Here is a 24,990-nt window from a genome sequence, read left to right on the forward strand (position 1 = left end):
AGCAAGTTAAAGTTGCGACGTTCCCAGCAAAATAGAAATGCGACAGACCACCGATGGCGGGAACTGGTGAATATGCGCCTCTTTGGCTTAGCATTAATAGCTCATATGCGACATGTTGGGATGACAGTTTTCGACCTCATGGCGGTCAAAAATGCGTTGCTGTCGTTTCACCGAAAGTAGACTTTCAAATCAGTTTAGATGATGGTATCAAAGACGTGTTTTTGTGAGCCGGATCTGGTTGTTTTTAGCCTCACGTTCGTTGCTCCAGCCAAGATGCCTGTAGAAGCCAGCGGCACGACTGTCTTTTTCTGTCTCCAGCCAAATTTCGGGGTGATGCTTAAATAGCTCTTTTTCGGCGACTAGGACGAGTTCTTTCCCTAATCCTTTTCCCTCATGTGCTGGAAGCACAAACGCTGCGAAAAGCGAAGCGTCTCCAGCATCGATCATGGAGAAACCCACCACGTCGCCATTGACCGTAGCTACCCATGCACAAGGCGAGGCAGCGATCATTTCGGAGATCGAAACTTCGGTGATACCCATTTGGGTAAGCTGCTCCATGGAAAGGTGGTTTTCTCGAACAGAGGTTCTAACATGGAACAAGGCTGATATGTCGGACTGTTGAGCAAATCTAACCTCTACTGGCACTTTCTACCTCGAAATTGTTTGAGTTTGCACGACTGATATCACGAATAAACTGGTCCATTGTGACTAATTCCGTGCATATGTCCACTTCAAGCGGGAACCTGATTACTACCGTCTGTCAAAGACCGGCTTTCGCAGGCGACTCTCTGAAAGAGAGCCATCTCTGCTTCTCACAAATTACAGTTAATACCTTGAATCTGCTTACCGGTCATCGTGCCCACAGGTCGTATAAAATTATTCCGCTGCTTGTTTTGCAGCCTCCAGCAAGTCGCTGATCATATCCAGTGTCATCTCGTCAAAATGCGAGATGATGCGGCTTGGCTCAAAATGCGAGACATGCAGATCGGTATAGCCGAAATCAACGGCAATCACCGGAATACCGGCAGCTTTGGCAGCGTCAATATCGGCGCGGCTGTCGCCAACCATAACCGCCTGATAACGGTCGCCTTTGGCCTGCGCAATTGTATCCGTCAGATGGCGTGGATCAGGCTTGCGGTACGGGAAGGTGTCCTGTCCGCAGATCGCGGCAAAGCGATGCGCTTCCCCCATGCGCTCCAGCAATGCCTTGGCACTGATTTCAAACTTGTTGGTGCAGACAGCAAGGACATAACCTGCGGCACTCAGCCGGTCGAGACTGTTCAGCACACCGGGATAAAAGGCTGAATTACCCGGCATATTGCCGTTATAATGCTCCATAAACAAGGCAAACAGCTGCTTCATATCCTTATCCGTCAGCTGACGGTTCTGTGCCTGATAAGCGCGCTCAATCATCACTTTCGCACCGGAGCCGACAAATTTACGCAGAGAAACCGGATCGGCAGGTGTCAGACCACCGGCAATCAGACAGTGATTGAGGCTGTCGAGTAAATCCGGAGCTGTATCTACCAATGTACCGTCGAGATCAAAGACGATAACGGGTTGCGCTGTTGTGGTTGCGGAGGAATGAGACATATCTGCCCTTTGGCTTATCGCTATTTTACAGAACACGGCACGGAAAGTGTGCGGCATTGGCAAAACCTACCTGAAATGCGGCTTATTGATAGTCTTTTTCGCTAAATAGATGAAATGGGAACAATAATATATTTGCCGCGCGTGATGCTCGTGCTACAGCAGTGCGGAAATAAGCAGTATTAACGGTGTTTTGCGCGACTACCGCGCGTGGCCTGTTAAGGCATAAAGCGTTTGGCAGCCAAAGCTGCAAATGGAAATACGGGAAGCAGATTTATGAGTTCAGTTGATCCGCGTCAGTTGAAAATTGCCGCCGCCGCTGAGGCTTTAACCCATGTGAAAAGCGGTATGAAGCTCGGTATCGGTACCGGCTCCACAGCTGAAGAGTTCGTGCGTTTGCTGGCCGTTAAGGTGGCTGAAGGCTTCGAAATCATCGGCGTGCCGACCTCTGAACGCACCGCTGCTTTGTGCGCTGAACTGGGCGTTCCGCTGACCACGCTTGAAGAAACCCCGCATCTTGATCTCACCATTGACGGTGCAGATGAAGTGGATGGCGATCTGTCGCTGATTAAGGGCGGCGGCGGCGCTTTATTGCGCGAGAAAATTGTCGCTGCCGCATCTGATGCTATGATCGTAATTGCTGACGAATCAAAAGTGGTGGACACACTCGGCCGCTTTCCGCTGCCGGTTGAAGTGAACCGTTTTGGTCTGGCTGCAACAAAGCTGGCAATTGAAAAGGCTATTGCCGGTCTCGGACTGGAAGCGCCGTTGAATCTTCGCATGAAAGACGGCGAAATTTTCGTAACGGACGGCGGACATTATATTCTTGATGCATCTTTTGGCCGTATTCCGGATACAAAAGCATTATCAGACGCACTCTTCGCCATTCCGGGTGTTGTAGAGCATGGTTTGTTTATCGGGCTTGCGCGTGCTGCGATTATTGCAGGCACATCAGGCATCCGTACATTGTCGTAATTTTAAATACATATCTGTCGGCTATTGCCGGAACAAACAGATTTCACGCCGTACAGAACGGTGTAAAGTGAATAAAAACGGAGTATTGACCATATGACCAAGGCAACTGGCTATCGCCGTCTTATTGCGCCGCTGGCGGCGCTTACAGTACTGGCTGGTGTCAATCTCGCGCAGGCTCAGGAGGCTTCGCAGTCTCATCTGGCAGCCGCGCGTGCTGCAATTGCTGCAATCGGCGCTACCGAACAGTTTGACGGCATTCTGCCACGTGCAGCACAGGCTCTGAAATCTGAGCTGATCCAGAAAGACCCGAATCTCGAAGCAATCATCACCAAAACAGTTGATGATAAGGCTCTGGCACTGGCTGCCCGCCGCTCCGATCTGGAAACCGAAGCTGCCCGTGCCTATGCAAATTCTTTCAGTGAAGATGAACTGAAGGCCATCAGCGGCTTCTATACATCCGAAGCCGGTAAGAAGCTGATTTCTGAAGGCCCGATTGTAACCCGTGAAGTGCTGAAGGCTGCTGAAGTTTGGCAGAACGGCGTTGCCCGTGATCTGGCTATGCAGGTTGGTGAAGTGCTGGCGAAAGCTGCCGGCAGTGCAGCTCCGGCTGCTGCTGAATAATTCAGTCTCAATGACAGAAAAAGCCCGGTCTGAGTGCCGGGCTTTTTTATTGCATATTATTTGGCACGTTGAGCTTGTGACTTTACGGCATTTCCAGCAAGACTGTGTGGGATGATACGTAAAAACAATGAGTTACATCGGTTTCAACGATTCAATCTCAAATTTGACTGTTGTAACGTTCTGTAACGGTTCCTCTTGTTAAGCCATTGTGCCGGTAACATATTCGGATAACGCGTAAAAAATTCGGAGACTAAAATGACCAGTTATGACTATGACCTGTTTGTGATCGGCGGCGGTTCCGGCGGTGTTCGGGCAGGGCGTCTTGCCGGAGCTATGGGAAAACGCGTCGGGCTGGCAGAAGAGTTTCGCATGGGCGGCACTTGTGTGATCCGCGGCTGCGTGCCGAAAAAGCTTTATGTCTATGCATCCCAGTTTCCGGAACATTTCAGTGATGCTGCGGGCTATGGCTGGACTGTCGGTGAAACCAGTTTTGACTGGTCAAAGCTGGTAGCCAATAAAGAAGCTGAAATTACCCGTCTTGAAGGCCTTTATACCAAGGGTTTGAACAATGCGAAGACGGAGATTCTGCCTTATCGTGCTGTGCTAAAAGATGCCCATACGATTGAACTGGTCGGTAGCGGTAAAACCGTTACTGCGGAAACCATTCTGATCGCGACCGGTGGTCATCCGTTTATGGATGATGCAATGCCTGGGCACGAGCTTTGTATCAATTCCGATCAGGTTTTTGATCTGGCTAAGCTGCCGAAATCCATTGTTATTCAGGGCGGCGGTTATATTGCCGTTGAATTTGCCGGTATTTTCAACGGTCTGGGTGTTGAAACTACGCTGGTCTATCGTGGTAAGCAGATTTTGCACCGTTTTGACGGCGATCTGTTCCGGCTGGTCACTGAGGCGATGATTGAAAAAGGCATCCGTATTGTCACGGAAGCCAATATTACCTCAGTTGCAGAGGCTGAAGGTGAGCACCGTCTGAGTGTTACACTGAGCAATGGTGAGGTGCTGGCTGCCGATCAGGTGTTACAGGCAATCGGCCGCGTACCGAATACCAAGGGGCTTGGCCTTGAAAATGCCGGTGTGAAGCAAGCGGAAGACGGTTCGATCATTGTTGACGAATATTCCCATACCAATGTGGAGAATATCTGGGCTGTCGGTGATGTGACCAATCGTGTTCAGCTGACGCCTGTCGCCATTCATGAGGCTATGTGCTTCCTTGAAACGGCATTTAAGGGCAATCCGATGCGCCCTGACCATGAGCTGATCCCGACCGCTGTCTTCTCGCAGCCGGAAATCGGCACTGTTGGCATGTCGGAGGAAGATGCGGCGAAGCAATATGCCAATGTTGAAATCTATCGCGCGCATTTCCGTCCGATGCGCAATACGCTGGCCGGACGCTATGAGAAAATGCTGACCAAGCTGGTTGTCGATGGGGATACGCGCAAAGTGCTGGGTGCCCATGTGCTCGGACCGGATGCCGGTGAAATGGCGCAGCTGCTTGGTATTGCCTTGAAAGCGGCAGCGACAAAAGATGATTTTGACCGTACAATGGCGCTGCATCCTTCCGCTGCGGAAGAGTTCGTGACCATGTACACACCAAGCTACAGGCTGGTCAAAGGACAGCGTCAGGGCTGACTATTTGTATCGCTCATGAGACAGAGTGACAGACCGGCGGTGGTAATCGCCGGTTTTTTTGTGAGTTTTGATGGATTTCGTCATAAAATTACAAGATGTGACTTAAATCTTGGCAAAAATGACAAGGCTGGAGCCTGTCGGCTTAATTGCGGCTGGTACATTGTCTTCCGGTGGACTATATACGCAAGGCTGTTACTGCAATGGTGCGGTGCAGCAGGGGATAACTCTAAATAAAATCAGAATATATTACAGGTGCTATAATGACGAAGAACTGGACACCGCAATCCTGGAGAGGCATGCCGATTAAGCAAGTGCCTTCTTATCCGGACGCGCAGGCTTTGGCCGATGTCGAGGCTCGTCTGCGTACATATCCGCCTTTGGTTTTTGCAGGGGAAGCGCGCAAGCTTACCAGGCAACTGGCCGAAGTGGCTGAAGGTCGCGCCTTCCTTTTACAGGGTGGCGATTGTGCAGAAAGCTTTGCGGAACATGGCGCGGACAATATCCGCGACTTTTTCCGCGTGTTTTTGCAGATGGCTGTTGTGCTGACTTTCGGCGGATCACAGCCTGTTGTTAAAATTGGCCGTATTGCCGGTCAGTTTGCCAAGCCGCGCTCAAGCGACATGGAAACCGTGAATGGTGTGGAACTGCCTTCTTACCGTGGCGATGTCATCAACGGTATCGAGTTCAATGAAGCATCGCGCATTCCGGATCCGAACCGTCAGGAAATGGTTTACCGCCAGTCTGCGGCAACGCTCAACCTGTTACGTGCTTTCGCACAGGGTGGCTATGCCAATCTGGAAAACGTGCATAAATGGACGCTCGGCTTTGTTTCGGACAGCCCGCAGAACGAGCGCTATGTTGCCGTTGCCAACCGCATTTCCGAGACCATCAATTTCATGCGCTCTATCGGTATTACCGCAGACAGCAATCATGCGCTGCGTGAAACTGATTTCTACACCAGCCACGAAGCTCTGCTGCTTGGCTATGAAGAAGCGCTGACCCGTGTGGATTCGACCTCGGGTGACTGGTATGGCACATCCGGCCACATGATGTGGATCGGCGACCGTACCCGCCAGCTGGATCATGCGCATATTGAATATTGCCGTGGTATCAAGAACCCGATCGGTATGAAATGCGGTCCGTCACTGGAAGCTGATGATCTGCTGCGTCTCATCGACCGTTTGAATCCGGAAAATGAAGCCGGTCGTCTGACCCTGATTGCCCGTTTCGGCTATGACAAAGTGGAAGATCATCTGCCGCGTCTGATCCGTGCGGTTGAGAAGGAAGGCCGTAAGGTTGTCTGGTCCTGCGATCCGATGCATGGCAATACGATCACTGCTGCTGGTTATAAGACCCGTCCGTTTGACCGTATTCTGAAAGAAGTTCAGAGCTTCTTTGCAGTGCATCAGGCCGAAGGCACTCATGCCGGTGGTATTCATATCGAAATGACTGGTAAGAATGTGACCGAATGCACCGGCGGTGCACGCGCCATTTCTGCAGAAGACCTGTCCGACCGTTACCACACCCATTGCGATCCGCGCCTCAATGCGGATCAGGCTCTGGAGCTGGCATTCCTCGTGGCTGAACTTCTGAAGAAAGACCGTGATTCACAACCTCAGAAAATCGCGGCAAATGCCTGATTTTAAATAGCTAAAACTATACGGGCGGGGCTTGGTTTCCCGCCCGTATTTTTATGATTTCCGGTTTATTGCGGGGCAATATGGAACGCATTTTTAAAGCATTTATCAATTCTATGCGGTCGCTGAACCATCTGGCGCGCCATGAAAAGCCGGTGCAGCAGGAATTGCTTCTGTTGCTTGTTTCGCTGCCTGTGGCATGGTTTGTGGCTGCGGATATGGCAGCCTATCTGTTGCTGGTTGGCGCGGTATTATTTCTGTTGCTGGTGGAAGTCATCAATACGTCCGTTGAAGCTACCTGCAACGCTATCAGCCGTGATTTCAAGAAAGATATTCAGATTGCCAAAGATGCAGGCTCACTTGCCGTGCTGATCGCTTCGATCATGTGTGCAACCATCTGGATTTATCATCTCTGGCCGCTTGTACGACCGCTGATTTTTTCTGCTTAAATGATGATATGGGTGCCTGTATTCACTGATCTGCACCCGTTTCTCATTGCAAGAAAAAGGCAGTCGCGGTAATGCTTGTGCTATGAGCACACAGACCACATCTCCCGATAAATTACGTATCGCAATCGCCCAGCTGAATCCGGTTATGGGCGATCTTCAGGGCAATATTGCCAAGGCGCGCGCAGCCCGCAAAACTGCGGCTGATGCCAAGGCGGACCTGATCCTGTTTACTGAATTGTTCATCTGCGGCTATCCGCCGGAAGATCTGGTTTCCAAGCCTGCTTTTGTCAAAGCCTGTGAAAAAACAGTGCAGGCCTTTGCGCTGGAAACTGCGGATGGCGGACCGGGAGTGATTATCGGCACACCTTTGCAGCGCGAAACCGGTCTGCATAATGCAGTGATGGTGCTGGATGGTGGTAAGGTCATTGCCGAGCGTTTCAAAGTTGACCTGCCGAATTATGGTGAATTTGACGAACAGCGCAATTTTCAGGCTGGCGCTATGCCGGGGCCGGTGAATTTCCGTGGTGTACGTTTAGGTGTTCCCGTCTGCGAAGATATCTGGGGTGAGCTCGGCGTTTGTGAAACGCTGGCAGAGAGCGGCGCGGAAATTCTGCTGGTGCCGAATGGCTCGCCTTATCACCGCTCCAAGATGGAAGTGCGCCATCAGATTGCCGTACGTCAGGTTGTCGAAACCGGTCTGCCATTGGTCTATGCCAACCAGACCGGCGGGCAGGACGAACTTCTGTTCGATGGGGGTTCATTTGTCATCAATGCCAATCATCATCTGGCTGTGCAATTGCCGCAGTTTGAAGAACTGGTCTCCATGAGTGACTGGACACGCGGTGCGGATGGCTGGTCTTGTGCAGACGGCGACCGCAATTGGGTGCCGGAAGGTGAGGAAGCGGATTATCTCGCCTGTATGCATGGCCTGCGTGATTATGTGAATAAAAACGGTTTCAAAAGTGTCGTGCTTGGTCTGTCCGGCGGGCTGGACTCAGCAATTTGCGCGGCGCTGGCTGTTGATGCTCTGGGTAAAGACCGCGTGCATACAGTGATGCTGCCTTATCGCTATACGTCCGAAATGTCGCTCAAAGACGCTAAAGACTGCGCTGAAGCACTTGGCTGCCGTTATGATATTGTGCCGATTGCAGAACCTGTTGAGGGCTTTCTCAATGTGCTTGAGCCGTTGTTTGCAGGCACGGAGAGCGGTGTAACTGAAGAAAATCTGCAGAGCCGCGCCCGTGGCGTTATTCTGATGGCGATTTCCAACAAATTCGGCTCGATGGTTGTGACCACCGGCAATAAGTCGGAAATGGCTGTCGGCTATGCCACGCTTTACGGCGATATGAATGGCGGCTTTAACCCGATTAAAGACCTCTACAAGATGCAGGTCTATGCGCTGGCCGACTGGCGCAACCATCATCTGCCTGAAGGTGCGATGGGGCCTGAAGGTATAGTCGTACCGCAAAATATTATCGACAAAGCGCCGAGCGCCGAATTGCGCGATAATCAGACCGATCAGGACTCCCTGCCGCCATATCCGGTGCTGGATGCGGTTCTGGAGGCGCTGGTCGAGCATGAACGCAGCGTGGATGAGATTGTCGCTGAGGGCTATGATCGCGCTGTGGTCGAGCGTGTGGAGCATCTGCTTTACATCGCCGAATATAAGCGTCGGCAATCAGCGCCGGGTGTGAAGATTACCACCAAGAATTTTGGCCGCGACCGTCGTTATCCGATAACCAACCGCTTCCGCGACCGGCATTAATACAAAAAACAAAGAAGAAAATTATGACTGTAATCGTTCGTTTTGCACCGTCGCCGACCGGCTATATCCATATCGGCAATGCCCGTCCGGCGCTTTATAACTGGCTGTTTGCGCTCAAAAATAAGGGGCAATTCATCCTGCGTTACGATGATACGGATGTGGAGCGCTCTCGATCAGAATATGCGGAAGCAATTGCCCGCGATATTGACTGGCTGGGTATTAAACCATCCCGCGTCGAGTATCAGTCCAAGCGTTTTGCCGTTTATGATGCTGCTGTTGAAAAACTGAAAGCAGCCGGTCTGCTCTATGCCTGTTATGAAACAGCAGAAGAACTGGAACTGCGCCGTAAATTACGTCTGACCCGCCGTTTGCCACCGGTCTATGGCCGCGATGCACTGAAACTGGCGGATGAACAGAAGGCGGCTTTTGAAGCTGAAGGCCGTAGGCCGCATTGGCGTTTTCTGCTGCCGAATTTCAAAGCAACGCCGTTTGAAACCGAGCGTACAGAAGTGCATTGGGATGATCTGGTGCGCGGCCCGCAGACTGTTGATCTTGCGTCCATGTCCGATCCGGTGCTGGTGCGCGAAGACGGTACCTATCTCTATACGCTGCCATCGGTGGTGGATGATATTGATATGGGCATTACCCATATTATCCGTGGCGACGACCACGTGACCAATACCGGCGCACAGATTGCAATTTTTCGCGCGCTGAGCGATGTGGTGCCGGTCTTCGGTCATCATAATCTGCTGACTACAACAAGCGGTGAAGGCCTGTCCAAGCGCTCCGGTGCTTTGTCGGTTGGTAGTCTGCGCGAAGCCGGTGTGGAGCCTATGGCGGTTGCTTCTCTGGCGGTGCTGACCGGTACATCGGATAATGTTGAGCCGATTGCAACTATGGAAGAGCTGGCGGCACGCTATGAGCCGTCCCATGCATCAAAATCCAATGCCAAATTCGATCCGGCTGATCTGACTGGTCTCAACCGCGCTTTGATCCATCATCTGGAATTTGCCGATGTTGAACCGCGTCTGGCAGCCTTGGGTATTTCCGGCGACAAAGCTGAAGCCTTCTGGGCAACTGTGCGTGGTAATATTGACCATGTGCAGGATGCTGCGCAGTGGTGGGAAATCGTCAACCGCACAGCGCCTTTCAGTGATGCAGTGGCCGATGAAGACAAGGATTTCATCGCGCAGGCTTTCGATCTGTTGCCTGAAGCGCCTTGGGGCAGTGATGTCTGGAAAGTCTGGACAGAGGCTGTGAAGGCTGCAACCGGCCGCAAAGGCAAAACATTGTTCATGCCTTTGCGTCTGGCGCTGACCGGTGTTGCTTCCGGCCCTGAACTGGCTGATCTCTTGCCGCTTATCGGGCGGGAAAATACGGTGGCCCGACGCGCCTGATCGCCGGATCAGGCACATAATCAACGGCTTCCTGAATAAGCGGCGGGGATTTCTCCGCCGCTTTTGTATGTTTCATCGCGGGTGCTGCCGGAATAGAGAAGGGTGATTTGCCGACACTGGCAGTTGCCTTAACCGGTATCATATCCGTGGTGCTGGTTACGTTTTCCGCAGGTACGAAGACGATTGGCTGCTGCAATGCGGCCTGCTTGACAGTTTTCGGCTTTTTATAAGTCTGTTTAATGCGCTTGCGCGCTGAGTTCACAACGCGATTTTCTTTCATCAAGCGCTCAACTTCTTGCGGGCTGCGGCAATTCAAGCGACGCATATCTGTATAGATTACCTGCCGCAGATACCTCTGCTGCGGTGTGGCCGCTGCACGGGAAATTTGCTGCAATGCGGTTTCGATACGGTGTTGGGATGCACGTATATAGCGGCATTCTTCTGAAGCAGAACCATTGCTGAATGGTCCCGGATTGCAGGAATAGCGTCTGGCATCACTATTGGCCTGCCGCTGCATCTGGCTCAGCTGTTGGTAGCGTTTGGCCTGCCGCGCATTCAGGCTGGTATGATAATCAAGATTGCGCAAATCCTGCTCATAGGCACGGCATATACGACCATCAGAGAGGTTCTGTGAAATTGCTGGGGCGCTTGCAAATATAAGTATGGCTGCAACCAACACGGCTTTAAATGCTGAAAATTGAAAAACTGCTATTCTGAAATGGATTGATGAAAACATGAAATACTCCGCTCAAATGCAATGAACTGCTAATGGGAAGAGTATGAATATTGATAGTAAATGACGTGTAAATTATTGATTTATAATAATATTTTGAAATTTAAATCATATTTTGGTGCCTGTGGTTCAAATTTTATTGCTAACAAAAAACGCCGCATAGTTTTGAAGCTATGCGGCGTTCAAATATTTTTTATAGCGCTGTTGAAATCAGGCTGTTGTGCGCTGTGAAGCCTCAACAACGGCCAGTGCTGTCATATTGACAATACCGCGCGATGTGACGGATGGTGTGAGAATATGCGCAGGACGGGCTGCACCAAGCAGGATCGGGCCGACATGCAGGGCATCGGTCACAGTCTTCAGCACATTCATGGTGATATTCGCGGCATCCAGATTAGGGAAGACCAGCAGATTGGCTTCGCCCTTCAGACGGGAATTCGGGAATACGCGGTCACGCTGGAACTGCGACAGAGCCGCGTCACCATGCATTTCACCATCCACTTCCAGCTCCGGTGCGCGTTCCTGCAGAATTGCGCAGGCCTGACGCATTTTGGCTGCGCTTTTTGAATCGCGCGAACCAAAGTTGGAATGCGACAGCAGGGCTGCCTTCGGCTCAATACCGAAGCGGCGGATTTCTTTTGCTGCCAGAATGGTCATTTCCGCGATTTCTTCAGCGCTCGGATCAATGGTCACATAGGTATCTGTAAAGAACAGGGTACCGCGTGAGGAGATCAGCAGGCTGAGTGTGGAAAGATCATGCAGGCCGGTCTGAACACCGAGAATCTGTTTGACCAGCGTCAGGTGACGTTCAAAACGGCCTTCGAGACCGCAGATCATCGCATCGGCTTCATTGCGCATCATGGCCAGAGCAGCAATTACCGTCGGATTGGTGCGCACGATGGAACGGGCGGCTTCCGGTGTCATACCCTGACGACCGGTCAGCTTATGCATCAGATCAACATAGTCACGGTAACGCGGATCATCTTCCGGATTGATAATTTCAAAATCAACACCCGGTTTGATTTTCAGCGCATAGCGCTGCAGGCGGGTTTCGATCACATTCGGACGGCCGATCAGGATCGGCTGTGCAATGCCTTCTTCCAGCACCACCTGAGCAGCGCGCAGCACGCGTTCTTCTTCACCATTGGCATAAATAACGCGTTTTTTGTCTGCCGAGCGGCGTGCAGCGGCAAAGACCGGCTTCATAATCAGGCCGGAGCGGAACACGAAGCGGTTGAGACGGTCGATATAGGCTTCCATATCGGTGATCGGGCGGGTTGCCACACCAGTTTCCATGGCAGCTTCTGCCACAGCCGGAGCAATACGCAGGATCAGACGCGGATCAAACGGCGACGGGATCAGATAATTGGCACCAAATACCGGTGTGTCACCGGAATAAGCACGGGCTGCCACATCGGATACTTCTTCTCGGGCGAGAGCAGCAATTGCCTTCACCGCAGCCATTTTCATTTCTTCATTGATGGCTGTTGCGCCGACATCCAGCGCGCCGCGGAAAATATAAGGGAAGCAGAGAACATTGTTCACCTGGTTCGGATAGTCCGAACGGCCGGTGCAGATGATTGCATCTTCACGCACGGCACGGGCTTCTTCCGGCATGATTTCCGGCTTCGGATTGGCCAGAGCCATAATCAGCGGGGTAGGCGCCATTTTGGCAACCATTTCCGGCTTCAATACACCTGCGGCAGACACGCCGAGGAACACATCCGCATCCGCGATAATGTCATTCAATGTGCGGGCATCGGTATCCTGAGCATAGACCTCTTTCCAGCGGTCCATCAGCTCGTTACGGCCTTTATAGACAACGCCTTCCAGATCGCTGACCCAGATATTCTTGTGCTGTGCGCCAAGGCTGACCAGCAGGTTAAGGCAGGCAAGCGCTGCCGCACCGGCGCCGGAAACCGCAATTTTGGCTTTGGTGATATCTTTGCCGGCCAGTTCCAGACCATTCATAACTGCAGCGGCTACGATAATCGCTGTGCCGTGCTGGTCGTCGTGGAAAACAGGAATGTTCATTTTAGCGCGAAGTTGTTCTTCAACTTCGAAACATTCCGGCGCTTTGATGTCTTCCAGATTGATGCCGCCGAAGGTTGGTTCCAGTGCGGAAATCACATCAACCATACGTTCGACTTTGAGCGAGTCGATTTCAATGTCGAAAACATCAATATCGGCAAATTTCTTGAACAATACGGCTTTACCTTCCATCACCGGCTTGGAAGCCAACGGGCCGATATTGCCGAGACCGAGAACGGCTGTACCGTTGGAAATAACCGCAACCAGATTGGCGCGGGCAGTATAATCGGCAGCCAGTGCCGGATCATCCTGAATAGCAAGACAAGGAGCTGCAACACCCGGGGAATAGGCCAGAGCCAGATCGCGCTGGTTGCCGAGTGTTTTTGTTGGCTGGATTTCCAGCTTACCCGGCTTTGGCGAGCGGTGGTAAAACAGTGCCGCTTCTTCAAAATCCGAGAATTTTCTGTCTGTGCCGGATACCTGTGCGGTGCCGGTGTTATTCGTGTCGTTGGATGATTTTTTTGTCATATAATTCTTGTCCAGTCAGACGATTGGGGTAGTCATCCCCGTGACAGCTAAGCAGTTAAGCAAAAGCGGGTTCCGCTTGTGCGGAGAAATCAGTCCGCCGGACTTATTTCTTTTCCGCAATGATCTGCCCAAACTACATTAACCAAAAACACTCTGGCGCATTTGTCTCAAAGGGAGGCGCTTCGGACAAGCGTGCCATTTTGTAGGAATAAGGTCGTATATGGGATATTCGGGCAAGTTACAAATCACAGACTGCTCATTCGGCACTGTAAAAATCAAAAAATACGCTTTTGCGGCCTGTAGCCGAAAGGGGAGCGCGATTATGTCTCAGTCAGAGTGAAATCGCGCTTAACCGAAATCCGGTTAACCCCACAATTCAGGCAGAGGCGGGGAGACTGTTGTTCCGTCATAATGCAATGCCGGTTCACGGTCACGCGCCAGCAGGAGCGGGCCGTCGAGGTCGACGAAATCCGAATCCTGCGCCACCATCAGGGCAGGTGCCATGGCGAGAGACGAACCAACCATGCAGCCGACCATCACTTGCAGGCCAAGAGAACGGGCTTTGTCACGCATGACCAGCGCTTCAGTCAGGCCGCCGGTCTTATCCAGCTTGATATTCACCGCATCATAGCGGTCTTTCAGCTTTTCCAGACCTTCAGATGTATGGGCGCTTTCATCAGCGCAGACCGGTACAGGGCGGCTGGCCTGTAACAGATAGCTGTCATCGGATGAAGGCAGCGGCTGTTCGATCAGTGCAATCCCGCATTCTGCGGCCACGCCGATATTTTCAGCAAAATTATCCGCATTCCAGCCTTCATTGGCATCCAGAATGATTTGTGCTTTTGATGCGGCTTCCCGTACGGCACGAATACGTGCGGCATCATTCTCACCACCGATTTTCACTTTAATCAGCGGATGATGCGCGAGCTTGGCGGTGGCTGCGGCCATAGCTTCCGGCGTATCAATGGAGACGGTGATCGCAGTAATCAGCGGACGCGGTGCGATATTGAGCAAAGCAGCAACTGTCGTGCCGGACTGTTTGGCCTGCAAATCCCACAAAGCGCAGTCCACGGCATTGCGTGCGGCACCGGCAGGCATAAAGGATTGCAATTTCAGACGCAGGCTTTCTGCCGAGCCGCCTTGTTTCAGCAAAGGCTCAATCGCATGAATTTGTTCGCTGACTGATTCGATGCTTTCGCCGTAACGGGCATAAGGCACACATTCGCCGTGACCGCTGTGAATACCGTCACTCAATTCACACACTACGACCACTGCTTCGGTTTTGGAGCCGCGCGAGATTGTAAATTTCCCTGCAATCGGGTAGCGCTCAATAAGCAGGTTTAGATTATATTGCATTGGTACTGTCCGTAATTATAGAAATTTACGCCTGGTATAGTGCAGATAAATCATATTGGTGCAGGCGTTCGGGATTATCAGAAAGCTGATAGACTTGGATATTTGCAGAAGGGATGGAAGTAATCCGGCGCATATCTGATCCGGTTATTTCCAAACAGACTCAGGTTTTGGAAGACGCATGTTGACCGATAAAACGGGTAAAACAAGTAGCAGCCCTGCATCCGCACCCGAAATTAATGTGGTGGCGGATGATGGCGCGACTATTATCTCTTTATCCGGCCGCTGGACGTCGCTGACTGTCGCCCGCGTTGATAATCAGATGCGCAAGCTGGAAAGCGGTCTTGCAGATAAAATGCAGGCACCCGTTGTGAAAGTGGATATGGGTGACATATCCGGTCTCGATACGGCCGGAGCATGGCTGATCGAGCGTCTGCGCGTTGCGCTGAGCAAACAGCAGATCAGTGTGCATATTGATAATATCCGCCCGAGCTGGACACCGCTGCTGGAAGAGGTCGGCGCTGCCGTTGAGCGCTATCAGCTGCCTGAAAAACACCGCCGTCCGTTTTTTGCAATTGCTCTGCTCGATAAGCTCGGCCGCTTCATGTATGCGGCACGGGATGACTTTTTGATGTCGATGCATATTCTTGGCGCGACGATCCGCGGTTCGCAGATGAAGTCCGGTCGCGGCAACGGCATCAGCTATGCAGCTATCGTCAATCAGATTGACCGTATGGGCGTCGGCGCGATTCCTGTTGTCTTGCTGATGTCGACGATTATCGGTGCGATTATCGCCCAGCAGGGCGCCTTTCAGTTGCGCTATTTCGGTGCGGAAATTTTCGTGGTCGATCTGGTCGGTATTCTCGTGCTGCGTGAAATCGGGGTGTTGCTCACTGCGATTATGATTGCAGGGCGATCCGGCAGCGCGATCACGGCGGAAATAGGCTCGATGAAAATGCGCGAGGAAACCGATGCGCTGACGGTTATTGGTCTCAATCCCGTTGGTGTGCTGGTGTTTCCGCGACTGGTGGCGCTGGTGATTGTTCTGCCAATGCTGACAATCATTGCCGATCTGGCCGCTCTGGCCGGTGCCGGTTTTGTTGCATGGGCCTATTCGGGCATTCCGCCGGAAGCTTTTATGAGCCGGTTGCGTGACGCGATTGTGACTTCAACCTATCTTGCAGGTCTGATTAAAGCGCCGTTCATGGCGATGATTATCGGTATTATGGCCTCGGTTGAGGGTATGAAGGTAAAAGGTAGTGCAGAATCACTGGGGCGCCGTGTTACCTCATCGGTGGTGAAATCGATTTTTGTGGTGATTGTCGTGGACGGTTTGTTTGCGATTTTCTACGCAGCCATCGAGTTCTAAAAATAAAGCATTACGATAAACATGCGGATGAATATGACAATTAAAGACAACCGGCAGCCATCACAGGGCACAGATGCAGGAGCGGCGCAGGAAGCCGTGATCTCCGTGCGTGATGTTACGGTTGCTTTTGGCCGTAATGTGATTTTGGACAAGCTGGATCTGGATATTCGCCGCGGCGAGGTTCTTGGTTTTATCGGTCCGTCAGGTTCGGGTAAGTCGGTGCTGATGCGCACTATTCTGGGGCTGAACCAGAAGAAATCCGGCCTGATCGATATTTTCGGACAGGATGTTGATAAGGTCAATGAACGTCAGAAAATGGCGATTGATATGCGTATGGGCGTGCTTTTTCAGCAAGGTGCGCTGTTTTCCTCGCTGACGGTACTGGAAAATATTCAGGTGCCGATGCGCGAATATCTCGACCTGTCACCGAAGCTGATGAACGAACTGGCACGGCTCAAAATTGATCTGGTGGGGCTGAAGCCGGATACGGCGGAGAAATATCCGTCTGAACTTTCCGGCGGGATGATTAAGCGCGCTGCACTGGCACGCGCATTGGCGCTGGATCCCGAAGTGGTGTTTCTCGACGAGCCGACATCAGGGCTTGATCCGATCGGTGCAGCGGATTTCGATGATCTGATTGCCAATTTGCGCGATACGATGGGGCTGACCGTCTATATGGTAACCCATGATCTTGATAGTCTTTTTGCAATTTGCGACCGAATTGCTGTATTAGGGCAAAAGAAAGTGCTGGTAGACGGCACAGTTGAAGAATTGCTGAAATTTGACGATCCTTGGGTACAGACCTATTTCAACGGTAAGAGAGCACGGCAGATTGATATGAATGCAGCAAACCGCCGGCGCAAAAGCTCAGCAATACCGGTTGAGAAAAAAGGAACGGATTTGAGCGGGACTGAAAACCAGAATACAAATCTTGATGCGGGACCAGATACGGAATTGAATCAGTAATGGAAACAAAAGCCAATTATGTTCTGGTCGGTATTTTCACACTTGCTGTGACACTTGCCGCATTTGGTTTCGTTTATTGGGCTGCGCGTTTCGGTGACGGCAATGATACGCTGCCGCTGGAAATTCGTATTCCCGGTTCTGTTACCGGTCTGTCCAAGGGCAGTCAGGTGCTGTTTAACGGGATTAAAGTTGGCGATGTGCGCCAGATGTTCCTCGATCCGCTCAATCCGAATATGGTGATTGTGCAGTCTGAAGTGAACCGCACCACACCGATTACCCGTTCCACCAAGGCCGAGCTTTCTTCTCAGGGTTTGACAGGTATCGCTTTTGTTGAGCTTAAGGGCGGCAGCCTGATGGAGCCTAATCTGATGGAAGAGGCGGAGAAGGGCGGCTATGTGGCGCGTATCAATGCTGATCCGTCAATCTTTACCGATCTTATGGCGACCGCGAAGGATATTTTCGGCCGTACCGAGCGTGTGCTTGGCGGGCTGGAGGGCTTTGTCAATGATGCCCGTGGTCCGCTGACCGATACAGTCAATAATGCCAAGACCTTTACTGATGCGCTGGCCAAAAATGCCGATGTAATCAGTGCGATCGGTGATAATGCTGCGGATGTTCAGAAGACGATTCATGAAGCGCGTGAAATGATGCAGCGCCTGAATGAGGCATCCAAGCGCGTGGACGGCATCATGGCCAAAGTTGACAAGCTGTTGTCGCCGGAAGACCGTGAAGGTGTTGTGGCGCAGGCGAAAGCGACGCTCGCTTCTATTCAAAAAACTTCGGACAATCTGGACAAGCGTCTGGCTCCGATTGCGGATAATCTGGCGCGCTTTTCGGGCAAGGGCTTAAGCGATGTACAGTCGGTTGTCGTGGACAGCCGCCGTTCGCTGCAGCGTATTGAACAGGCGATTACCGATCTTGAGCGGGATCCGCAGCGTATTATTTTCGGTGGTTCAGGCACTGTGCCGCAATATGACGGAAGGAAACGTCACTGATGCTGAAGCATATTCTGAACTATAAACTGACAGTTCTCGGTGCCGCAGTTCTGCTGGCCGGTTGTACGACAACACCGCTCGATACATTCAGCCTCAGCTCATCGCCGCAGGTGCAGGTATCGCAGAAGCGCAAGAATGTGCAGATATTGGTGCCGACACCGGCAGCACTCAAAGCTTTGGACAGCGAGAATATTGTTATTCACGATGCGCCGGGCTCCATCACCTATCTTAAAGGGGCGCAGTGGGGCGACCGTCTGACCAATCTGGTGCAGGCGCGTCTGGTGCAGGCATTTGAAAACAGCAATGCTGTCGGTGGTGTCGGACGTCCGGGTGACGGTCTCGCGATCAATTATCAGGTGCAGGCGGAGTTGCGTGATTTCGGTATCAATGCATCGTCCTCACCGCAGACAGCCAAGATAGAACTGGCCGTTCGTGTGCTGAATGACAAAACAGGTGAAGTGCGTGCCACACGGGTCTTCACATCATCCGTACCGGTCAGCGGCGCTGGTAATAAAGCCTATATCCGCGCATTGGATGCCGGTTTCAGTGATGTGACCAGACAGATCGTTGCATGGGTGGTTTCTGTTATCTGATAAAAATCAGATAAATCTTCATGCGGCAGATAAGTATTTCTGTCTTGTGTTCTGAAAACATTGAGATATTTAATTTTTTAAAAGGCGGCATTTATGTCGCCTTTTTTCTCTCCCCAAATCAATAAAAGAAAAATATTCTGTCTGCTGTATAAAAGCTGAAATATGCAGATGCGATTCCCTTTGCTCATGACAGAGCGGGGAAAAGACAGGGAGAGCAGGCCGTATGACCTTGCATCAGATATTGGCACTCATGGTTATCGCTTTGATGATGGCTGTCTTTATCTGGGATCGGTTTCGCTATGATGTGGTTGCTCTGTGCTTCCTGCTGATTTCTGTCAGTCTCGGTCTGGTTCCCTATGACAAAGCTTTCACCGGTTTTGCGGATGATATTGTTATCATTGTCGGCAGTGCGCTGATTGTCAGTGCCGGTGTGGCTCGCTCCGGCCTGATGGAGGCGGCGGTGCAGCGTTTTGTACCGCATCTCAATGCGGTGCGGTTGCAAATGCTGTTGCTGGTCGGCGTGGTGACGGTTCTCTCGGCTTTTGTGAAAAATGTCGGCGCTCTGGCCATTATGATTCCGGTTGCACTGCAATTTGCGCGCCGTTCCAATGTCTCCCCGTCGGTTTTTCTGATGCCGATGGCCTTTGGCGCACTGCTTGGCGGATTGATGACGCAGGTCGGCACATCGCCCAATATTGTGGTATCCCGTGTACGCGCTGAAATGGTGGGCGAGAGTTTCACCATGTTTGATTTCACACCGGTCGGTGCAACGCTGGCGGTGGTGGGGATTATTTATCTGGCACTGTTCTACTGGCTGGTTCCGCAGCGTAAGCGCGAAAATGTCAGTGTGGATGAGGCTATTGAAATCCGCAATTATGTCTCGGAAGCACGGGTGCCGAAAGGCGCGACGGTTATCGGTAAAAAAATCACTGATCTGGTGAAACCGGCCGAAGGCAATGCGATGGTGACATCCATTTTGCGCGATACAAAACGCGTTGCACCGTTGCCGGATACGGTGATTGCTGAAGGCGATGTTATTCTGCTGGAAGGTGATCCGAAAGCGCTGGATGCGATTGTCAGCAATGGCAAGCTCAAACTGACGGAAGACCGCATACCTTCCGAGAATTCCGGTTCTGCCGAGATTGAGGCTATTGAGGCGGTGATCGGCAAGGATTCCGCGCTGATCGGCACATCGGCACGCGGACTTAATCTTTATGAGAATTATGATGTTAATCTGCTGGCGGTGAGCCGTCAGGGAGAGCGTATCAGCGAGCGTCTGCGCGAGGTTATTCTGCATCAGGGCGATGTGGTGGTGTTGCAGGGACGGCAGGGGATTTTGCCGCCATTGCTGCGCGAACTGGGCTGCCTGCCGCTGGCGCGGCGTACCATTCTGCTCGGCAGTGTCCGGCGCGGGCTTATCCCGCTGTCGATCCTGCTGGTTGCTATCGGAATAACTGCCTTGGGCGTTGTGCCTGTCTCAATCGCCTTCTTTGCGGCGGCAGTGGCTATGGTGGTCTTTCGGGTTATTCCGGTCAGTGAGGTTTATTCATCCGTTGACGGGCCGATTCTCGTAATGCTGGCTGCGCTTATTCCCGTGAGTGATGCCTTGCGCACAACCGGTGCAACGGATGTGATCGCGCAATGGCTGACAATATTCGCACATCAAATGCCACCTGCCGGTGCGCTGGCTCTGATTTTGATTACAGCAATGGCGGTCACACCATTCCTCAATAATGCGGCGACAGTGCTGGTAATGGCGCCGATTGCCACCAGTTTTGCCTCAGGCCTCGGTTTTAAACCCGAAGCATTTCTGATGGCTGTGGCGATTGGTGCCGGTTGTGATTTTCTTTCGCCGATCGGGCACCAGTGTAATACGCTGGTGATGGGGCCGGGCGGATATCGTTTCAGCGATTATCCGCGCCTTGGCCTGCCTTTGTCTTTCATCATTATTTGCGTGGCCGTACCGGTGCTGATGTTCTGGTGGCCTTTGCAGTAAATATCAACCGGCCATAAAGCCGGTTGAATCCTTCTGCCAGTAACCGGCAACCAGTGTCTGGTCACGGGATTTACCAAGCTGTTTGCGCCAGTAATCGCGCATGATTTTGGCACCGTCAGCTTCACCGGCAAACCAGCCGAAACTGTCACTACCGTCCGGCCAAGGCAAAGCGCGGAGCCTGTCTGTCAGTGCTGTTGCTGCGGCATCCTGATCGGCATTCACAATCCATTCGATAGTCACGCCTTCAGGATGGGTGAGCGGCTGAATATCAGATTGCGCATCAACGGTAATCAGCACATGGCCGGTAACATCCGGTGCGAATTCTTCCAGCATCCGCCCGACAGCAGGCAGGCCGGTCATATCCGTACCGATCAGATATTGTTTTGCCTGCCGTAGCGGACGGCCAACCGGCCCCATCAGACCGGCAATATCACCTGTGCGGGCATTTTTAGCCCATTGGCTGGCCAGCCCTTCGGTTTCATGAATATAGAAATCAATCTCCATCCAGCCTTCTTCAATATTGAGGTTGCGGATGGTGTAAGCGCGCGCTGCCGGCCGCTTTGTTTCATCCGGCCAGAAGGGCAGGCCGTTCGGCCCCATGATCGGCCAGACAGGCTGCGGCACATCTTGGGTCGGCAATAGCAGCCGCACATGCATCGCGCCAAACAGCGAAAAGCGCTTGAGGTCTTCACCGCTGAAACGGATACGCAGCATATGCGGCGTGAAATAACGGGCAGAGACAACATTCATCAGCCGGAATTGCGGCAGTGCCTGCTCACCGGCATGATCGCCTTCCCAGAGAATGTCCGGTGCTTCTTTTTTGGTATAGAGTTTGATGGCAACGGCAGCCAGATCTTTCAGGCGGCTCAGCCCGACAGTTTCACCGGCGCGTAATGAAACCTGATAACCTTCAGGCTGCGATTTCAACTCGATCTGCCCGAAAGGGTAATAAAATGCGTGCAGTTCTTCTTGCGCATCATAATGCGCTTCATAGGAGTTGAGACGGTCGATAATCGGCGGCAGGTAGCTTGCCCCGTTGACGAGGCGGATATTGGCATAGCTGTGCAGTGATGATGAATGCTCTGACACGGTGTTCTCGATTTTGGAAACAGGATGAACGCAAAAAAGACAGGCAGCATAAAATGCCGCCTGCCAGACTGGAGAGGATTGGCGCTTTAACCGCCGAAACGTCCGGTAATGGCCACTTTGAAAGTGCGGCCTTTGCCTTGTTCTATATCTGTGGTTGTTGCCCAGCCGGTTTGCGCGTCGGTATAGGCTTTGTTGAAGATATTATCGACGCCGAAGTCGAGCTTCACATTGTCAGTGACCTGCCAGTTGGCAAAGACATTCACCAGATCGGTGCGCGGATAGACGGTCACGCCATTGCTGATTGCACGGGTCACTTTGCCAAGGCTCTGATATTCAATGCCGTAAACCAGACGGTCATCCAGAGCTTTAAGACCCAGCGCGGCGCTGAAATTATGCAGCGGCGTGTTGCTCAGGGATTCGCCCTTATAGATACCGTCTTTCATTTCCGCATCGGTATAGGAGGCTGCGAGGTTCACATAGCCCCACCATGTGTCATAGGTGCCTTCCAGCTCCACACCGCGCAGACGGGCAGTGCCGACATTCTCCGAGGTCGTGTACTTGTCGATTTTAACGGTGTTGATGTAATCTTTCACATCGGTGTGGAAGATATTCAGCTTGGTGCGCAGCTGATCTCCGGCTTCAATCAGATTATCCTGCCGCAGATTGATGCCCGCCTCATAGGTGGTGGCGACTTCCGGTTTCAGGAACAGATTCGGCTCATAGCCGGAACCGTGAGAACCGTTCTGGCGGAACACATCCTGCATATGCGGAACGCGATAACCCTGCGCATAAAGTCCGTAGAACTGGATACCCTCAATAGGGGTGATACCGACACTCAGGCGCGGGGAAACACGATTGCCGTCGAGGCTGACATCCTGAGACGGATTACCCGGAGAGGCTTTGCTGGTACCATCCAGATTATAACCGTCATAACGGACAGCACCGATCACTTCGAGCCATTTCTGATATTCGCCCTGCCATTGCACAAAGCCGCCATAGGCCTGCTGCTCGCCATTACCGAAATTGTCGGTATCGGAGCGTCCGCGCAATTTATAATAATCCATGCCGTAGGTTACGGTGTGTTTCAGGCTCCCGGTTTCAAAACGCGAGCTGTTATGGGCGCGGAAACCGGATGTCGAAACATCATAATAACGGGTTTTTCCATAGTCTTTCAGCTGCCAGACCTGAAACTGGTCATTATCCGTCGCGCTGTGATAGGCGTTGACGGAGAGATCCCAGAACGGATTGTCATCCGGTCTGTAGGTGTAGCTGCCGGTATAGGTGCTGACGATCGTATCAGCATTATAGCGCGAAAGGGTTGGAGAAGCCGAGCCGCTGCTGCCGGTGATGATATCTTCATATTTCTGGCGGGAGATGCCGAATTTCAGCTCATGGCCTTCTGCAGGGCGCAGGGTGACTTTACCCATGCCGCTGATGGCTTTTTCACCTGTCCAGCGCACATAATCGCCGTCGCCGTTTTTATATTCATCGCTGTCACGGTAATTGAGATTGCCGATCACATCGAAATTTTCATTAAAGCGGTAAGCGCCGGTTGTACTGGTGAGGAAGCCTTTTCCGTTGCTCTCGTAGCGCAGCTTTTCACTCAAAGCCCATGTTTCACCGTCATAGAGAAAATCACGGGCATCTTTGGTTTCAAAAGCAACCACGCCGCCAATGGCACCGGAACCATAGATGTTGGAAACGGGGCCGCGAATAACAGTCACCTGCTTGAGCAGTTCCGGTTCAATATAGAACGAGCCGGAACCGTGGCCGACACGCCAGTAATCCTGTCTCGCGCCATCCAGCGTCACAGCAACACGGCCATATTGCTGAAGACCGCGAATATTAATCGAGGTTGCCGGATCATCACCGTTCAGAGAGGCATGAACACCCGGTGTGAAGCGGAAAATATCGGCAGCGGTTGTCGGCTGAATGCGGTCGATCTGCTGACGTGAGATCAGGCTGGTAGAAGCAATCGCATCAATCACTGCCTGATCATTGCTGAGCGGAGAGATGGTGATGGTATCAAGTTCCAGCACCTGAGACTTCGCTTTGTCAGCGGGTTTTTGTTCATCTGTTTGTTGCTGGGTTTTAACCGGCTTAGTCTGGGCAAGAAGAGGTGTTGCACTGAATGCGAACAGCCCGATTGTACTGAGCACGGTTGTACCCAGCAGACGAAACGCGGAATTCTGAGAGATTTTCATATTGCCCCCGATGATGCTGCCGGTTCACAGCGGGAGGGATTTCCGGCTATTGGCATGCATTAAGTTGACTCATTAACTCATATTAATTAGAGGCTATATAAATCATGATAAGTAGAGTCAACTTTAATTATGCAAATCAGACAATTGTTCACTAAAGCGAAAAATCATCCCGATTATTACGCGATGAAGATGATATTTTTGCTCACAATCGCTCTGGTCGTTGTGGTGTTCTGGCTGAATGTGAGTTCGGCCCGTGCCGAGCAGCAACAAGGCACGGCGCAACGCATTATCACGCTCGGGCCTGATGTGACCGAAATCGTCTATGCACTCGGCGCGGATGAAAAAATCATCGCTCTTGACCGCAGCAGCAAATATCCTGCGGATACAGCCAGTAAGACCAATGTCGGTTATCGCCGCAGCCTGTCAGCCGAAGGTGTGCTGGCGCTGCATCCCGATCTGATTATTGCATCAGAAGATATCGGCCCGCCGGAAGTGGTGGATGTGCTCAATCAGTCCGGTGTGCCTGTGCTGTATATTCCGGCGATTAACAGCCGTGAGGGACTGGTTACAAAAATCAGCCTGATTGCCGCACACCTGCAGCTGGAGCCGCAGGGTGAGGCGCTGACAAAATCGGTCATCGCAGATTTTGATGCGGCTATGGCGCATGTACGCAAAGTCTCGGAAGGACGGGGAAAGAAAGTGGTGTTCTTCCACGGGCTGGCGAAGCTGAGCGGCGCGGGCAGTGATACGGCGGCAGATGCCTTTATCCGCCATGCAGGGGGCGTTAATCCGCTTGCGGTCTATAAAGGCTATAAAGCCGTGTCAGCAGAATGGTTGCTGGAAACGGAGCCGGAAGTGGTGCTGATGCTGTCCGACGGGGCAGGCGGACCTAAAGCAGAGGATGTGTTCTCGGACAAAGCGCTGCAAAATACACCCGCAGCCCGAAACAAGGCGCTGATCGTTCTTGACGGGCCCTATATGCTTGGTTTCGGCCCGCGTACGGCAGAAGCTGTGCGCATTCTTGCTGATGCGTTGTATGGACAGTAATA

The 24,990-nt window shown here is 52.1% G+C and carries 20 protein-coding genes; 13 read left to right on the top strand and 7 right to left on the bottom strand.

The genetic code is table 11. The annotated features are described in order from the left end of the window. Positions 1–207: 207 nt before the first annotated feature. Together KHQ09_RS08135 and KHQ09_RS08140 are read right to left on the bottom strand one after the other, a co-directional pair. Entirely contained in the window at positions 208–540 is a 333-nt protein-coding gene (locus KHQ09_RS08135; RefSeq protein ID WP_213597570.1) for a GNAT family N-acetyltransferase, read from the bottom strand. 336 nt (positions 541–876) lie between these two features. Then, positions 877–1,593, bottom strand: a complete 717-nt coding sequence (locus KHQ09_RS08140; protein ID WP_213597572.1) for an HAD family hydrolase — start codon at positions 1,591–1,593, stop codon at positions 877–879. A 273-nt stretch (positions 1,594–1,866) separates the two neighbouring features. Here KHQ09_RS08140 and rpiA point away from each other — a divergent pair, with 273 nt between their 5' ends. The 7 genes from rpiA (at position 1,867) to gltX (ending at position 10,084) form a co-directional block, all read left to right on the top strand. Next, a complete protein-coding gene (rpiA, locus tag KHQ09_RS08145) occupies positions 1,867–2,565 on the top strand; it encodes a ribose-5-phosphate isomerase RpiA (RefSeq protein ID WP_022710380.1) in 699 nt (232 codons plus the stop codon). A gap of 93 nt (positions 2,566–2,658) precedes the next feature. Continuing rightward, positions 2,659–3,186 carry a DUF2059 domain-containing protein gene (locus KHQ09_RS08150; protein WP_022710379.1) on the top strand — a complete coding sequence of 176 codons (528 nt, stop codon included), beginning with the start codon at positions 2,659–2,661 and terminating at the stop codon, positions 3,184–3,186. Positions 3,187–3,441: 255 nt separating this feature from the next. Continuing rightward, on the top strand, positions 3,442–4,836 hold the full coding sequence (gene gor, locus KHQ09_RS08155) for a glutathione-disulfide reductase (RefSeq protein ID WP_213597574.1): 1,395 nt from the start codon (positions 3,442–3,444) through the stop codon (positions 4,834–4,836). Between the two features lie 260 nt (positions 4,837–5,096). After that, entirely contained in the window at positions 5,097–6,476 is a 1,380-nt protein-coding gene (locus tag KHQ09_RS08160) for a class II 3-deoxy-7-phosphoheptulonate synthase (RefSeq protein WP_075655519.1), read from the top strand. Between the two features lie 80 nt (positions 6,477–6,556). Next, positions 6,557–6,922, top strand: a complete 366-nt coding sequence (locus KHQ09_RS08165; protein WP_028233502.1) for a diacylglycerol kinase — start codon at positions 6,557–6,559, stop codon at positions 6,920–6,922. Positions 6,923–7,004: 82 nt separating this feature from the next. Beyond that, entirely contained in the window at positions 7,005–8,687 is a 1,683-nt protein-coding gene (locus KHQ09_RS08170; RefSeq protein ID WP_213597576.1) for an NAD+ synthase, read from the top strand. Positions 8,688–8,710: 23 nt separating this feature from the next. Next, the gene (gene gltX / locus KHQ09_RS08175) at positions 8,711–10,084 is read left to right on the top strand and encodes a glutamate--tRNA ligase (RefSeq protein WP_213597578.1); all 1,374 of its coding nucleotides are present in this window, start codon (positions 8,711–8,713) and stop codon (positions 10,082–10,084) included. Here the strand turns inward: gltX and KHQ09_RS08180 are convergent. The 3 genes from KHQ09_RS08180 to dgcA all read right to left on the bottom strand — a co-directional run bounded on the left by KHQ09_RS08180 (position 10,047) and on the right by dgcA (position 14,732). Beyond that, complete coding sequence (locus KHQ09_RS08180; protein WP_213597580.1) at positions 10,047–10,670, bottom strand: hypothetical protein; 624 nt, start codon at positions 10,668–10,670, stop codon at positions 10,047–10,049. The two genes, gltX and KHQ09_RS08180, sit on opposite strands and share 38 nt — an antisense overlap. Positions 10,671–11,027: 357 nt before the next feature. Further along, a complete protein-coding gene (locus tag KHQ09_RS08185; RefSeq protein WP_083646965.1) occupies positions 11,028–13,376 on the bottom strand; it encodes an NADP-dependent malic enzyme in 2,349 nt (782 codons plus the stop codon). Positions 13,377–13,739: 363 nt separating this feature from the next. After that, positions 13,740–14,732, bottom strand: coding sequence for an N-acetyl-D-Glu racemase DgcA (gene dgcA, locus KHQ09_RS08190; RefSeq protein ID WP_213597582.1), 993 nt, complete (start codon positions 14,730–14,732; stop codon positions 13,740–13,742). A 178-nt stretch (positions 14,733–14,910) separates the two neighbouring features. Here dgcA and KHQ09_RS08195 point away from each other — a divergent pair, with 178 nt between their 5' ends. From KHQ09_RS08195 to KHQ09_RS08215, 5 genes are all read left to right on the top strand, one after another. Next, a complete protein-coding gene (locus KHQ09_RS08195; RefSeq protein ID WP_075655507.1) occupies positions 14,911–16,098 on the top strand; it encodes an ABC transporter permease in 1,188 nt (395 codons plus the stop codon). Positions 16,099–16,131: 33 nt separating this feature from the next. Further along, complete coding sequence (locus tag KHQ09_RS08200; RefSeq protein ID WP_213597584.1) at positions 16,132–17,064, top strand: ABC transporter ATP-binding protein; 933 nt, start codon at positions 16,132–16,134, stop codon at positions 17,062–17,064. After that, positions 17,064–18,059 (top strand): MlaD family protein, encoded by a 996-nt coding sequence (locus tag KHQ09_RS08205; protein WP_116088103.1) that lies wholly within the window; start codon positions 17,064–17,066, stop codon positions 18,057–18,059. The genes KHQ09_RS08200 and KHQ09_RS08205 overlap by 1 nt, the downstream gene beginning before the upstream one ends. Continuing rightward, positions 18,059–18,652 carry an ABC-type transport auxiliary lipoprotein family protein gene (locus tag KHQ09_RS08210; protein ID WP_213630826.1) on the top strand — a complete coding sequence of 198 codons (594 nt, stop codon included), beginning with the start codon at positions 18,059–18,061 and terminating at the stop codon, positions 18,650–18,652. Before KHQ09_RS08205 ends, KHQ09_RS08210 begins: the two co-directional genes overlap by 1 nt. Before the next feature lie 223 nt (positions 18,653–18,875). Continuing rightward, the gene (locus tag KHQ09_RS08215; protein ID WP_116088101.1) at positions 18,876–20,648 is read left to right on the top strand and encodes an SLC13 family permease; all 1,773 of its coding nucleotides are present in this window, start codon (positions 18,876–18,878) and stop codon (positions 20,646–20,648) included. A 3-nt stretch (positions 20,649–20,651) separates the two neighbouring features. On the opposite strand, the gene KHQ09_RS08220 is transcribed toward KHQ09_RS08215, so the two are convergent. Together KHQ09_RS08220 and KHQ09_RS08225 are read right to left on the bottom strand one after the other, a co-directional pair. Next, positions 20,652–21,737 (bottom strand): siderophore-interacting protein, encoded by a 1,086-nt coding sequence (locus KHQ09_RS08220; protein ID WP_213597586.1) that lies wholly within the window; start codon positions 21,735–21,737, stop codon positions 20,652–20,654. A gap of 86 nt (positions 21,738–21,823) precedes the next feature. Further along, positions 21,824–23,941: a TonB-dependent hemoglobin/transferrin/lactoferrin family receptor gene (locus KHQ09_RS08225; RefSeq protein ID WP_213597587.1), complete on the bottom strand. Its 2,118-nt coding sequence runs from the start codon at positions 23,939–23,941 to the stop codon at positions 21,824–21,826. Positions 23,942–24,130: 189 nt separating this feature from the next. On the opposite strand from KHQ09_RS08225, the gene KHQ09_RS08230 reads away from it, so the two are divergent. Further along, on the top strand, positions 24,131–24,988 hold the full coding sequence (locus KHQ09_RS08230; RefSeq protein ID WP_238483428.1) for a heme/hemin ABC transporter substrate-binding protein: 858 nt from the start codon (positions 24,131–24,133) through the stop codon (positions 24,986–24,988). Positions 24,989–24,990: the final 2 nt, after the last annotated feature.

It is taken from the genome of Pseudochrobactrum algeriensis, assembly GCF_018436245.1.
In the GTDB taxonomy this organism is placed as follows: domain Bacteria; phylum Pseudomonadota; class Alphaproteobacteria; order Rhizobiales; family Rhizobiaceae; genus Pseudochrobactrum; species Pseudochrobactrum saccharolyticum.

Excerpts from the sequence above, each read along its gene's own strand:
- gor (WP_213597574.1), top strand. The coding sequence starts at position 3,442 with ATGACCAGTTATGACTATGACCTGTTTGTGATCGGCGGCGGTTCCGGC.
- KHQ09_RS08140 (WP_213597572.1), bottom strand. The coding sequence starts at position 1,593 with ATGTCTCATTCCTCCGCAACCACAACAGCGCAACCCGTTATCGTCTTT.
- dgcA (WP_213597582.1), bottom strand. The coding sequence starts at position 14,732 with ATGCAATATAATCTAAACCTGCTTATTGAGCGCTACCCGATTGCAGGG.
- KHQ09_RS08210 (WP_213630826.1), top strand. The coding sequence starts at position 18,059 with ATGCTGAAGCATATTCTGAACTATAAACTGACAGTTCTCGGTGCCGCA.
- KHQ09_RS08205 (WP_116088103.1), top strand. The coding sequence starts at position 17,064 with ATGGAAACAAAAGCCAATTATGTTCTGGTCGGTATTTTCACACTTGCT.
- KHQ09_RS08165 (WP_028233502.1), top strand. The coding sequence starts at position 6,557 with ATGGAACGCATTTTTAAAGCATTTATCAATTCTATGCGGTCGCTGAAC.
- KHQ09_RS08185 (WP_083646965.1), bottom strand. The coding sequence starts at position 13,376 with ATGACAAAAAAATCATCCAACGACACGAATAACACCGGCACCGCACAG.
- KHQ09_RS08195 (WP_075655507.1), top strand. The coding sequence starts at position 14,911 with ATGTTGACCGATAAAACGGGTAAAACAAGTAGCAGCCCTGCATCCGCA.
- KHQ09_RS08225 (WP_213597587.1), bottom strand. The coding sequence starts at position 23,941 with ATGAAAATCTCTCAGAATTCCGCGTTTCGTCTGCTGGGTACAACCGTG.
- KHQ09_RS08135 (WP_213597570.1), bottom strand. The coding sequence starts at position 540 with ATGGGTATCACCGAAGTTTCGATCTCCGAAATGATCGCTGCCTCGCCT.
- gltX (WP_213597578.1), top strand. The coding sequence starts at position 8,711 with ATGACTGTAATCGTTCGTTTTGCACCGTCGCCGACCGGCTATATCCAT.
- KHQ09_RS08215 (WP_116088101.1), top strand. The coding sequence starts at position 18,876 with ATGACCTTGCATCAGATATTGGCACTCATGGTTATCGCTTTGATGATG.
- KHQ09_RS08170 (WP_213597576.1), top strand. The coding sequence starts at position 7,005 with ATGAGCACACAGACCACATCTCCCGATAAATTACGTATCGCAATCGCC.
- KHQ09_RS08160 (WP_075655519.1), top strand. The coding sequence starts at position 5,097 with ATGACGAAGAACTGGACACCGCAATCCTGGAGAGGCATGCCGATTAAG.
- KHQ09_RS08200 (WP_213597584.1), top strand. The coding sequence starts at position 16,132 with ATGACAATTAAAGACAACCGGCAGCCATCACAGGGCACAGATGCAGGA.
- KHQ09_RS08150 (WP_022710379.1), top strand. The coding sequence starts at position 2,659 with ATGACCAAGGCAACTGGCTATCGCCGTCTTATTGCGCCGCTGGCGGCG.
- rpiA (WP_022710380.1), top strand. The coding sequence starts at position 1,867 with ATGAGTTCAGTTGATCCGCGTCAGTTGAAAATTGCCGCCGCCGCTGAG.
- KHQ09_RS08230 (WP_238483428.1), top strand. The coding sequence starts at position 24,131 with ATGATATTTTTGCTCACAATCGCTCTGGTCGTTGTGGTGTTCTGGCTG.